Source organism: Chitinimonas sp. JJ19 (assembly GCF_036961565.1).
In the GTDB taxonomy this organism is placed as follows: domain Bacteria; phylum Pseudomonadota; class Gammaproteobacteria; order Burkholderiales; family Chitinimonadaceae; genus Chitinimonas.
Map to the genome: position 1 here is coordinate 332,684 of NZ_JBAMDD010000004.1, position 13,324 is coordinate 346,007.

Below are 13,324 nucleotides of genomic sequence, written 5' to 3' on the forward strand. Positions count from 1 at the left end.
GGGATTTACGGACCAGCTGAAACTTGAGAGACCGGCCTCATGCAACCGGATGACCCTGCTCATTTTGCTGCTCTCTCTGAGGAAGCTGCGAGCGTGCCGCTGCTGCAATTGACTGACGGTGTGGGATGGGGGACCGAAACGCGTCGGCTCTCTGACTTGGCGGTCGAAAGTCGGTGAAATGCCTTCATTTCACCGACTTTCAGGCCTTGCTTTGTCAGTTGCACTGGCGCCTTGAAACCACCATCCTTACTTCAGAAGGTCCTTCCATTCAGTATTGGTCGTATATCCAACCGTGCTGGTAACTGCCGCCCCCATGCCAAGCCCTAGTGCTGCGCTACCTGCAAGTCCACCTCGCTCTGAATAAGAAGCACTAAAACTTGTGCCTGCCACAGAAACTCCAGCCTCCGTAGTAATGCCATCGGTATCTCCGAAATCACCTTTAAGCGCGGCACTTACTTCCATCCCAACAACGCGGCCTGTCCCGAAGTAACGCTGGACGCCAGATGTAGATATTGAAATTTTCCCGACAAAACCAGGTCCATATCCAACAGCCACTTCTGCACTAACTCCTACTTTCTGAATACCGGCTGTAATTATTTCCTTGTAGTCTTCGCGAGTAAAATCTGCGCTCACACCGCCAATGCGCGAAGCAATAGCAATATGCTTCGTCATCTTTGTGCATGCCTCTGAAGTACATTGAGGAATCGATACCGAACTATACTGATTCAGCAACTTCTCCCCAGTAGACTCTTGTTTATAGGGAGACTTGCTTTGATCTATTGCTAACAGGTTTTCCTCTGTTAATGTACTTGCCGTATTGTTTGCCGATAGACTGGCGTTGTTAGCACGGCTCATTGTGGCGCTAGCAAAGATTTTGCCATTTTGCCCTATCGCCTTAACCGTTACAGTGCCATTGCCATTAACTTTGACCACTACCGCCTTGGCCCCTTTAATTGAGCACCCCTCACCTTCGCACGGCTTCTCTTGCTTCTTGGGCGCCGGTGTAATCTTTTGTTTCTCACTGCCTACACCCGCAAAACCAGTCGGATCCGTCAGATTTGTTGGATTGTTCCAGACGTAGCTATACCGGTTGTAGCTCTGGCTATGCTCCGGGTCCTGGATCAACGGGTCGGCGCTCATGAAGCGCGCGACCAGGGGCTCGTAGATACGGCCATTCATGTGCACCAAATCCAGCTCTTCCAACATCTCGTGGCCGGTGAAACCCTTGTTGTCCACCACACCTTCCAACGCGCTTTCCAATTCTTCTGGCGTATTACTGCCATCTAGGCTGCGGCGCTTGCCCCAGGCGTCGTAGGCGAACTTTTCAGTCAGTTTGCCTTGTGCATCCGTAATGGCGATAACAGAGCCGAGGCGGTCACGATGCGTCCAGTGCTGCTTTGTTTCGCCTTGGGCTTGATTGCCTTCGTATTGATCGACTTCCAAGCCGAGACTTGCTGGCCAGTAGGTCTTGACCTTAGTGGTGTTGCCGCGGGTTTCTACTTCCATTCCTTCGGCGTACCACACAACACTACCGTCGCTACGCTCCTGGCGTACTCGCTGATGTTCCGGACCATAGACAAATTTACTCCAGACGCTACCTTTGCTCAGTTGCTGAGGCATGTCGAAGCTCGTCCAGGTCAGAACACGACTACCCTGCCCGTTCGCTTTGGTGACACGATCGAGGTTACCGTTGTCGTCGTAACTAAAGCTGCCGTAGCCAGGAATACTCTGAACGGCGTGCGGGCGGGTGATCGCCTGCTGCGGATCGGTGGTCTTGCCTGGATAGACATAATCCCCGGTACCAACACCGGTCTTGTTCAACAGATTACCAACCGCGTTGTATTGGTAGGTCTGCTGAACTTTGCCGGCGACATGCGCACTGGTCAGGCGATTGAGATCGTCGTAGCCGAACAGCTCGCTGAAACCCGCGTGATCCAGCCACTGCTGGCTGCGTTGGCTCATATTGCCCAGTACATCGTACTGGTAGTCCTCGAACAGCAGCGTCTGGTTCTGGCTGTTCTTGAGCGTAGCATCATCCGGCAGACCAGTGTACCGGTTGTAAGTTTGCAGCTGAGTCAGAGCACCGCCCAAGCTGGCTTCAAGCACTCTGTTAACAGCGTCCTGTTTCTCGGCTTGCCACAGTACGGTATTGCCACGTTCAACCCTGGCCAGATAGCCGTAGGCGTTGTAGCGCTGATCATACTGCTTGGCAGATTGGCTACCGCGCTGCTGGCGACTGACAGCGGCACGGCCCCAGGCGTCATACTGGGTTTCGCGGCTATAACGGGTACTGCCCAACAGCGCTTCGGTTCGGTTGGGGCGGCCCAGATTGTCGTAACCATGACTACGGCTGTAGTCCTTTCCTTGCTCAGTGAAGGTATAGGCCTCGACCAACAGGCCGCAGCTCTTGCGAGCAGTACAGGCCAGGTTATCGCCACTACCAGCAGGAGTGCCTTCAGGCTGGTCGTAGATCCACCGACTGGTCAGATCGGGCTCCAAGCGCGCAGTCATACGCCCTAGGGTGTCGAACTGGAAGCGGGTGTAATGCAACGCCTGTTCGGCAACTGGCTTGCCAAGTGCAGCCTTGCGCTGCTTGGGGCTGATCTGTTGCAGCACTTGGCCGATTGGATCGACGTCGTAATGAACCCAGCCAAGATCAGGGTCATGCAGATCGGTTTTATGACCCAGGCGGTTGTAGGCGATCTTGACGACATTGCCGACCGGGTCAGTCACCATGTCGAGATTTCCAAAAGGATCGCGGCCATAGGCGGTGACACCCTGCTTGGCATCCGTTGACTGGACCAACTGACCCAGCACATTACGCTGAGCAATACGGGTATGTCCCTTTGCATTGGTGTCGGTGACGATCAGGCCTGCATAACTGGTGGTGGCGGTTTTCTCCCTGCCTTGCTCGTCCAGCGTAGTGACAACCTTGACTCGGTCCAGAGCGTCATAGGACTTCCGGCTGGCGAGAATGGCGCCAGTACCTACAAAATGGGGCTGGTCCACTTCCCATATGCGGCCTAGGGTGTCATAGCGGCTATCCGTATGAACAACGGTGCCATCAAAGCTCCAACCTTGCGTGCGCAAAACACGGCCCTCGTGGTCGCTAAAGGCCAATGTGGGTACACCAATACGGTCTGTTCCCTTGAAACTGTCGGTCCAGCTGACAAGCTTCGCCCCCAGGTCCGAAGGGCAACCTACCCCGCAGACCTTGCTATAGATGCGCGTCTCCGTACCGTCGGCTCGAATTTCCTTCTGTTTGCGACCGAGACCATCTACCTGCCAGGTGGTGGTGAGACCATTGGAGCCAGTCAGGCTGGTTAGAATGCCATTACGAGCATCCACAGCCCGGATTTCGGTGTGGCCCAGGGCGTTGCCCACTGATTCAGCGAAGCGGCCACGGTTATCGTAGCGGGTAGTTTCGGAAGCGCGGCTTTCTGCTGCTCCTGTCAACGGATTGGTCCAGCTCAAGGTCTTGATGTTGACCAAGCCGAAGGCATTACCGCTGCGGTCCAGCGTGGTCACCAGTTTCAGTTTGGCATCGTCTGGTTCTACCGTATCCGTTTTGAGCAAGCCGTAGCTGTCGTAGGTGAACGCCTTGCTGCGGGTCAACGACCTGCCATCGGGCAGCGTATTGGTGACAGCGGTGGTATCCATCAGGCCGAAGCGCCAAGGTGCGTCGCCAGCATTGGCCGACTTGTAGGTGTTAACTGTTAGCGTTGTATAAGCCTTGTTGTCCGCTGCCTTGATGACGGATTCTTGGCGCGTCGCATTACCCCAGTCATCGAACTGGAACGATTGGGTAGTACTACCAAGATCGCAGCCGTTAGGGTCGTCGCAGAGGTCTCGCTTGATCGTAACTGTGTTGTTCACATGCACGAACCAGGTGCTGTCTTGGTTGGCATGTTTGAGCTCCCTGACGGCAGGGTTACTGATCACGTGGGACAGCACCGTGCCATTACCAGCCGTCGTAACAGTCTGCTTAACCATACCCACTTTGGGCCAGGTCTGCTCATAGGTCGACTGGGTCGTGATATTACTTTGCAGATCCTTCACGCTCTGCTTGGCAAAGCCGAGATTCTTGCGGCCCACCGCATCGCGTAGAACCTGCTCGTAGCGGAATTGCGTGGTACGGGTGCCAGCGACACCGTTGTCGCGCTCAATGGTCTTAACCATGACGCCGGGTTGACCAATCTGCTGGGGGTAAGCTGGCCATACCTTACGGCGATTCTCATCCTCGACTAAGCGTTGGTAAGTCTCGGCGTCGTCGGCACGGGCGTAATTGATGCTGTCGGCCTGTCCTAGGCCGTTGGTAACACTAACGATGCGATCCAAGCCAGGCACAGTAGCAAGGGTGTAGACCTTGGACGTAGTGGGCCAAGTACCACCAGCACTAATGGCACGTAAAATAATGCTAGGTACAGCGCTTTCAGGATCGGCATAGAGGCTGGCTGGTTTATGACCAGGCAAACTCGGCACACCACCAGCTACGGGGCGGCAAGCCAGGGTGCGATCACTAAGACGGCACAGTCGCAGCTCCGATGTATCGTTCTGATTGTTCACAGCGAGGCGATGCGCAATCAGCAGCGATGCCTGTCCACTGCCTTCGAAGTCGCCAATGCTGCCTGCAATACTGGTATTGCCCCCTGCAGCACGGTTGCCGTGTCCCCAGCCCTCGCCTGCAGCAAAGCAATCGGCACTGGTTTCGGTATTGAGACAGACGTAAGTGGTCTTATCACCATCGTAGAACGCGAAATCCGCTAAGCCGTCACCAGACAAGTCGCCCACCGTACTGGAGCCGGTGTATTCACCCAGAGTATTCATCTCCTTGTGGCGATGCCCCATCAGAACCTGGCATTCCCAATTGGCCTTGTTCAGGCAAATACGGACATAGCCCAGATGTTCAGATGTCGCGCTGGTATGTCGATATGTAACTGAGAAAAGGTCCGAAATCTCACCACGACTAAAGCTGAGTGCGGCAAAGCTATCGTACCTACCCGTAGCCTCGACGCTCCCCAACGGCGAATCTGCCGGCAACGGCAGATCAACCACTTGCTTATGTGGCTGGCACCGCAGTTGCCCTGCCATCCATACGCAGGCTTGCGACAAGCCACCTGCGGGACTCACAACGAGGCTGGGTTTACCAAACGATAGTTGATCGAAGTGGCTGAGGCCTACCGCAGTTGTTTCCGCCAGCTGTAGGTGGGTTTGGATACGCTGGCATTCAAACACCACACCATCGGTTACATCATCCTTCGCCGTACAATACCCAATAATAGGCATTGCACGGGTAGGGCCGCCTGCAACCGCTGCCAAATACGGCGACATCAACCAAAGACCATCTCGCGCGTCACCGTTGATCGTGCCTACAGAAATACTCCCAATCGCCTCAGGTGTGGTGACACCAGCAAGGGGAAGCATGCCTTCGACTGTACGTCCATCCGACAGCAGCATTCGATACTTGCCGGTAAGGTATTTGGTCGTACTCATTTCTTCCGGCAAAACAGGATAGTTCGGATCACAGAATCCGGGCGTGCAGACCTCGTTGCTTTCAAACAGTATCTTATTGGGCTTAGTACCTCCCTCGAAATAACCTTGATCAGGCCCGTATAGTCCCCATAGTTTCAGGCCCTGTACCGGCGGTGTTACCAGCTCTGGAATCTCCTTCGCCAAGGTAAATCGCAGCTCGGCAGCGGGCTGACCCCATGTAAATGTCGTCTTGGGCAAGCAGACTGTGGCTTCAGTTGGAGTTCGGCCAGGCGCACATTGCTCCGCCGTCTTCAGCAGGCTGCGGCCGGTACTGGCACTTTGGCTATAATCAAGGGTGTAGATACTCGCGACAGTGCCACCGATGCCATTGGATTCGGTACCAATCGCCGTGGTAATGGTCTTGAGGCGTTGGGTCTGGTCGGATTTGCTGCCACCGAAATAACCGTTCTGCACATCGGGTCGTGCTTCATAGGCAAAGCGTACAGCCAGATCAGCACTCTCGCTCGTATTGGCGTTGCTGCCATAACGAATTTGCTTGGGGTGATGCTCACCACGAGTAGCATCAAGTTCGTATTCAAACACCAGACGGTTACCCATGGTGTCCTCGCGGCGATCCACTGCCCAACTGACCGCGGCACCGTCCTGTCGGCCTTGCGCGAGTACATAGCTGGCCGCCTGGCCGTTGAGACCATCCACACCGTAATAAAGTGTCTGCCCTGCCTTGGTTTCGACCTTGAAACCAAGGCGGCCATTGGCGCTGTAACGCGTGATGCGCTGAAAGCTTTCGATCTCGGTGCGGTATTCGGCATCAGTAGCCCAGTAGGCAGCATCCTTGGTGGCGGCGTCACTCTCGCGGGTGTCGCTGCCGTTTACACGAATCAGGCGCTGGCCGTCGAGGCACAGGCGGTCAGACGTACTGAAGGTGATGCGGCCTGCAACACCGTCTTGTGCAATGGTGGTTTCGCAGCGATGGATAGATGAGAAGCCGCTCAGGCTCCAACCCAGGCCGGCGATGCCGTTTGCACCGTTGCTGCTGTAATTCAGACTGAGTGTCGGGGCAACACCCGCGGTACCAGGCGGCACCGCAATGGGCAGATTGTAGATAACTGCGCCGTCATTGCTACCCAGCTCACCCGGCAGGGTACCGGCATCGGCGTTGTTCAGATACTTGTCCAGCTCGGCCCCGACAGCAGGCGCAATCGCTACCGGAGTCCCATCATTCGGGACAGTCCCCGGGACCATCACGGTGATCGCGGTGCCGTTGCTCGCCGTTACTTCAGCTCCATTGGTATAAGCCTTGGCGATAATCTTGTGGCTACCCAATGCGGCATCAGTCCAGTTCAGGCTGGCCAGCATGTTGCCGTTGGCGTCGACGGTAAAGCTGGTGACCTTGCCCAACTGCGTGCCGCTGTCGTTACCCCCAAAGAACCTCACCGTATCGATGGACGTACCTGCCCCTATCCGGGCTTGCAGGCTGATCGCCATGCCTTGGTTAAATTGCGCGCCGGCAGCAGGGCTGGTTAGGCTAATGCTGCTGCCGCCTTGGCCTGCATCTACATAAACCTTGCGAGCAGCTGCATTCACCACAACACCGTCCGACGTCACCTTGGCAGTGACGATATAGGCGTTGCTGCGTGCAGCAACGCCGGGCTTAGTGACTGCGTAGGCCGTCGAGTCGTTGCTCTCCTGCACACCCAGCAGCATTTCGCCTTCAAAGTCGAATTCGACCTTGTCGATGGCGGCTGTGGCGCCGCTGACCTTAGCACGGAAGAAGAGGCTGGCGCCGTTCGTACCTGCGTTCATGCGAGCGTTGTCGTTGGGGGTGGTAAAGCCCACCTCCAGCGCGCCGGGCAACTGGCAGGCGCCGGCGGTGCAGCTGAGCTTCGTGGGCTGGCGGCCTTCGGTGGTGGGCAGGCCATAGAGATACAGTGGGGCTTTGCCGCCAGTGTTGCCTGCGGTGATGTCCACTTCAAACTTGTGGGCGCTGGTGCCGCTCTGGCACTGGGCGTTGATGGCGCCGTTGTCGTTGTCCGCTTGATTGGCGGTGGCGCTGCCGATCAGTTCGCTGCCGGCTTGGCCGAGTTCGGCTTGCTTAGCGACATGCACGGCGACAGGAGTATCGGTGCCTGTGTCACAGGCCCAGCCACGCAGCAGGAGCTTGCCACCGTCGCGGTAGAGGCCGTCGACCTGGCCAGTGATGGGGCCGACAGGACGTTGCTGTACCTGGATGGTGGTGTTGGCGGATTGGGTGTGTGATTCGCCGTTGATGCGGTAATACAAGCGAGCACGCAGGTCGTAGCTGCCCAACGTGGTGGGAATCCAGCTATGACTGTAGATACCGTTGGCATCCGTCACGCCATCGGCAATGGCGGTGTACTGGTAGACGTTTTGCGCGTTTGGGGTGCCCAGCTCGAACACAAGCCGTTCCACTTGACCGGCGCCGTCAAGCAGCTTGGCCTTGAGAATAACGGCCTGGCCTTGGGTAAGCGGATTGAAGCCTTGTGCATTGGGCAGTGGTTGCAGCAGTTGAACGCCGAGGCCAGCCTTGACGCGGAAGAAGGTCTGGGCCTTGCTGAGCCAGGGGAAAGTGGTACCGTTATTGCCACGGGCGAGGAATTGAACGTAGTACGTGCCCAGTGGGGGTGCAGCCCAGGTATAGGTGTAGCGGCCGCCACCTTGGTGGGTTGCCTGGCCGACGACAGGGTTGCTGGCCCAGAAGTTGTTATCAACATCGTTGGTGCCGACGCTGACATCGACGTGAGTCATCTGTGCGAGATACCCGTCGATCTTGGCTTCGAAGGTAATGGCGGCGGGTGGGCCGAAGTATTCCTGACCCATTTGCGGGGCGACGAGCTGAATGGTGGGTACACCGGCGCCAGCGACGACCTTGACGGTCTTGATGGGGCTGCGGCCCAGGCCAGCGCCGCCATCGACTGCGACGGCTTGAAGGGTGTGTATGCCCAGCGGGATGGGCAGCGTGACGCTGTAGTCGGCGGTGGGGCTGTTGATATCCTTGGCGTTGACTTCGACGCCGTCCATCAGGATGGCGATACGGCCGATTTGGTTGAGGGTGCCGGTGACGATGCCGGCGTCGTTGGCTTTGACCTTGAAGAGGACGTTGACGGTTGCGCCGTTACCGGCACCGTAGACGGTCTGGCTGTTGAGGCTGTCGAGTTCGACAACGGGCAGCGGATTGCCGGTGAGGGTGATGGCGGCGCTGTCACCGATGCCGCCTTGGTTGTCTTGGGCGCGGGCGCTGAGTTTGTAGTGGCCGCCTTCGGCTGGGATCACCCAGTCGGCGCGCCATAGGTTACCGACCTTGGTGCCATCGACGGTAATGGCATTGCCACCAGCGACGGGCTGCAGGACGAAACTGACTAGGCTGACAGCACCGTCGGTATCGCTAGCGGTGGCTTCGAAGCGGACGTTGCGTGCAGCGCTATCTTCAAGCTGACGGAAGATATCAGTAGTGGGCTGGCTCAGTTGCACCGTGGGGAAGAGGTTGCCCTTGACGGTGATGGTCTGGCTGCCGCTCACATAAACACCATACATCAGGTCAGTGGCACGCACTTTGACCACATAGGTGCCGGGTAGCGGTGTCCAGGTGTAGTCGAGCCGCATATCGCGTTTCGCGGCACCATCGCTGGTAGCAATGACCGTGTCGTTGGCGAGAAACTCCAGCCTGGCGACTTGGCCGGGATTGAATTGCGCATCAGGCCCGGCCAGCGGGCTAGGATCGGTGGCTGTGGCGGTGAGGGTGATCGAGGCCTTGCCATTGGCACCGGTCTGTAATGTGCCGGATGGACTGGCGGTGAAGCTGGCGGTGGGGGCCAGGTTAAGGTAGATCCGTGCCTTGGCGGAGTCGGTATAGACGTTCCGGTCGTCGTAGACACGGGCGTAGACTTCGTAATGGCCGCCTGTGCCCATGGTGGATTTGGCCCAGTTGGCGGTGACGATCTTGCTGGTGCCGCTGACGTTTTGGGTGTTGATCGTCTTGGATTCACCCGTGACGCGGTTGACAGCGTAGAACTCAACCTTCTTGATCGCGACATCATCGGAGGCTTCGACTTCGATTTTTACGGCACTGAGGGCATCGAGCTGGATTAGATCGCCTTCCTTGGGGCTGAGCAGCTTGCTTTCGGGGGGCTGCGGACCATTGACCTTGACGGTTTGCGTGGCGATGCCTACGCCACCGAGAATATCTTTGGCACGTACTTCGATTGACCAGACGCCTGCAGCCAGTTGCAGGGGGGTGAACGTGGTGGTCATATTGTTCGACCCCGAGGCGGGGTTGGATTTAGCTTCTACCTGACTGCCATTGACGAACAACTCCATACGACCGACGTGGTTGTAGTAACCCAGCGTTACGCCCGAGTCGACAGCGGTGGCCTTGACGGTGACCGTGGCGGTCTTGCCTTCGGCAACGGTGTAGGTGGTGGGGTTGATCGTGAGCGTGACGGCGGGGGGTGGATTGCCGTAGATAGTGTGGATGGCGGACGAGGCGGAGAGGCCCTTGTCGTCCGTGACCACGGCTTGAACAGTAACGGCGCCGCCAGCATCGCGGAAGCTCCAGTTGGCTGTCCAGTTGTTGCCGGTTGCGGGCGCGGTCGCAGCGACTTCTTCAACCGCTGCGGATTGCCCTGGCTTGATGATGAATTTGACGCTACCGATCTTGCCCTCTGGATCGGTGGCACGCGCACTCAGCGCAACATTGCGGTTACCTGAGCTGTAGTTGTAGTAGGACGTATCTAGTGGGGAGACAAGGCCGACGGTAGGTGCCTGATTGGCCCATGCTGAGCTGTAAATCACCATCAATATGATGCCAGCAATGGATAAGCGCGCGCGCAGTGAGCGCACCAGATCAACGTATGCAGTGGGCATACGCCCTCCCCTAGTAAATCTTATGTAATTAGATCAGTACCGTAGCGCCCAAGCCAGCCGCCACGACGAAACAAAGCGCGCGAATTTATACGATTAGGGTATTTCAACGCAAGTGTTTGTTTGTCAATGCAAACAGGCTTTGTTGCACAACTCTCTGAGGCGATCATCCGACGGCACGCGAGTTCGGAACGAGGTGCTACGTGTGATGCGCCGACTGTGCCCAGCGATCTGGCAATGCTGGAACGGCTACCACCGGCGCAGCCTGATCAAAGCCAAGATGCGCCGCTTCAAGTTGCTGGGTGAACGGGTGAAAGCGCGAACGTTTGAGCGACAGGTGGCCGAACTGCAAGTCCGCCCCGCCTTGCTCAACCGGTTCACCCAGTTGGGTACACCGGTGACGGTGCGTATGGCGTAAATCCGCCAAGGGTTCAGGGAAGCCTGCTAGTCATCAGTACTTCCCTTTTCTTTCTTCAATAGCATCAATGACTCCGGGTCAATTAGCAGACCTACTCTGGCCGCTTTTGTAGCCTGCTCTTCTGCCTGACGGGAGAGTTGCCGGTAGTAGTTTGCCTCAGCTTCTGCGGGCGGGATCAAACGTAGATTGCGCTAGCTAAGTGTTAGAGCAAAAAACATGTGCTGCATATTGCCCACGACGCCATCAGCGTCGTGGGCAATATGCAGCAGCCAATACTATTCAAACCAAGCCGCATCCATCATCAAGCTCAAGTGTCAGTTGCTGAAAGACTACCCACACGCATGATTCACTTCATGCAAACAGGGCTCAGGCAGCCAAGTCCTCCAGCTTGCCCCCGCTTGCAAGATGCGCGACTACCCAAGCAGGCTTGCGACCCCTTCCCGTCCATTCCTGGCCAGGCCCTGAACGGTATTTGACAGCCACTGGCGCACGAGGCTGTTTGACAGCTTTGGCGCTGCCGATCAGATCGTGAAGATCAAATCCCCTGTCGACAGCGAGTTGCTTCAGTTCTTGCACCACTTTGCGGCGCTCTTCGGCTTGGCGGTGAGGAATCTCTGCGACGAGTTTCTTCTCCAACTCGACGAGCTCATTCAGTGTCAGTTTGCTCAAATCAGGATTGTTCACGTCAATTTTCATCAGCTTGTTCCTTACTTAGCGCCCCTCTCGGGAGCATAGTTCATTTGTCCGCCGGAATACTGGGCAAAAGCGTCAGCCATGGTCCCTGTCTCTGTACCCGTGACATATTTCGCCCAGTCTTCCATCATTTTCCGTCGCTGCTCTAGTAGATCAGTACGATGGTAGGCTGCTTCGACTTTATTTTTGACCGTATGTGCCAAGGCTCTTTCGGCCAGATCTCTGGAATACCCTTGCTCGCTACACCAATCACGGAAACTGGAGCGGAAGCCATGAGCCGTTGCGAACCGTTCAGGTATATCACTCTGCGCGTGAACCCTACGCAAGAGCGAAGTCAGGGCCATATCGGATAACGCCACGGCGTCTCGCGGCGAGGGGAAGACGAGTACTTCGTGTTGTCCTTGCTGTTGGCTCAGGATTTCCAAAGCACGCCGAGAAAGGGGTACGCGATGCAACTGCTTGGCCTTCATCCGTTCAGCAGGGATCATCCAGACTCCAGCCTTGAGGTCGAACTCTTGCCACACCGCTCCCCGTACCTCACCCGAGCGCGCAGCAGTGAGTATCAGAAACTCCAGCATGGGTCGTGTTACATCCCCTCGTATTGTCTGCCTGAGGTGCTGTTGCACAAATGCGGGGATGTCTCGCCAGGGCATAGCCGGTTGGTGCTCAACTTTACTGGGTTGCTGCGGCAGTAAATAGTCTACGACATCCACGGGGTTAGCCTTACAGTGTCCGCGCGCCCAACTCCAGGCCATCACGGCGTGCAGCCGTTGCTTCACCCTGCTGGCGGTCTCTTCGATAGACAGCCATATCGGGCGAAGCACGTCGGCAATATCAGCAGGGGTAATGCTGTCCACCGGCTTGTGGCCGATCTTGGGATAGGCATATTGCACCAAGGTCGATATCCACTGCTTGCCATGCTTGGAGCTCTTCCAACCAGGCAGCAATTCCTTGTGCAGAATGGTTGCCGCTTCTTCGAATGTCGGGATACGTGGCTTCTCGGCCAGCGCTTTCCTGGCCTCAAGCGGGTCGGTCCCTGCGGCAAGCTGCTCTCTCATCGCCCGCGCTAGTTTGCCCGCATCGGCAATGCCAACGTCCGGGTAACTGCCCAGGCCGGCGTTGCGCCGTTTGCCTGTTTGTGGGCTGACGAAGCGGAATACCCATTTGCCACATCCTCTAGTAGTAGAAGGATGAAGCGTTAGCCCCGTCACACCTCCGTGGGGCAAGGGTAGATCCTCCGGTTTCATGTTTCGAGCCTTGGCATCAGTCAGCACCGCCATGATCTATCCCCCCATAATTGGTATGCCAGTTGGTATGCCACAAAATCTTAGATTCCACTGAACGTGATTGTACCAACCTGAATCACAACACGATACAACATACTGAATTTATTGTACTTTATAGACATCCTTGGGCTTCATTGGACACTATTCAGGCGGTCACCGCTTCCGCCAGAATTTCGCAAGCCCTTGATCTAATTGTGACGGGAACCATAAAGTTGCCGCAACGGCAAGTATATGCTTCCACTTTGCCGTATTTTCTTACAAGCCCCGTAAGAAATGGCACTACAGTCGATCTTCCCGCCCGCCCCTCATCTGCTTCAGAGCCAGGCCGTTCAACGGTTTCAGCGGTTTACCCCCCTAAGCCTCACTCTGCCGCACGTATGCCATTGGACTGGCAGCTTTATGCTTCGTTTTTCGCAAAACGGCAGCTTTATGGTTCCCGCTTCTCACGTGTGGAACCATAAAGTTGCCGCTTTTCGTGCAGCATGGAACCATATGGGAAGCATAAAGTTGCCGCAGGTGCTCGACCCCAAATTGGCGCGTAGCATCGTACGGCCAG

The 13,324-nt window shown here is 56.6% G+C and carries 3 protein-coding genes and 1 pseudogene; 1 reads left to right on the forward strand and 3 read right to left on the reverse strand.

The genetic code is table 11. From position 1 onward, the window contains the following. Window positions 1-246 precede the first annotated feature (246 nt). The gene (locus tag V7714_RS07565; RefSeq protein ID WP_335709168.1) at window positions 247-10,374 is read right to left on the reverse strand and encodes an RHS repeat-associated core domain-containing protein; all 10,128 of its coding nucleotides are present in this window, start codon (window positions 10,372-10,374) and stop codon (window positions 247-249) included. 172 nt (window positions 10,375-10,546) lie between these two features. Between V7714_RS07565 and V7714_RS07570 the strand changes: the two are divergent. Further along, window positions 10,547-10,789 (forward strand): annotated as a pseudogene (locus tag V7714_RS07570) (IS5/IS1182 family transposase); the annotation flags it as partial. Window positions 10,790-11,155: 366 nt separating this feature from the next. On the opposite strand, the gene V7714_RS07575 reads toward V7714_RS07570, so the two are convergent. Beyond that, window positions 11,156-11,485 carry an H-NS histone family protein gene (locus V7714_RS07575; RefSeq protein ID WP_335709169.1) on the reverse strand — a complete coding sequence of 110 codons (330 nt, stop codon included), beginning with the start codon at window positions 11,483-11,485 and terminating at the stop codon, window positions 11,156-11,158. Window positions 11,486-11,496: 11 nt separating this feature from the next. Continuing rightward, entirely contained in the window at window positions 11,497-12,762 is a 1,266-nt protein-coding gene (locus V7714_RS07580; protein WP_335709170.1) for a tyrosine-type recombinase/integrase, read from the reverse strand. Window positions 12,763-13,324: the final 562 nt, after the last annotated feature.

Bases quoted from the DNA above. Each gene is read 5' to 3' on its own strand.
- V7714_RS07575 (WP_335709169.1), bottom strand. From the start codon at position 11,485: ATGAAAATTGACGTGAACAATCCTGATTTGAGCAAACTGACACTGAAT.
- V7714_RS07580 (WP_335709170.1), bottom strand. From the start codon at position 12,762: ATGGCGGTGCTGACTGATGCCAAGGCTCGAAACATGAAACCGGAGGAT.
- V7714_RS07565 (WP_335709168.1), bottom strand. From the start codon at position 10,374: ATGCCCACTGCATACGTTGATCTGGTGCGCTCACTGCGCGCGCGCTTA.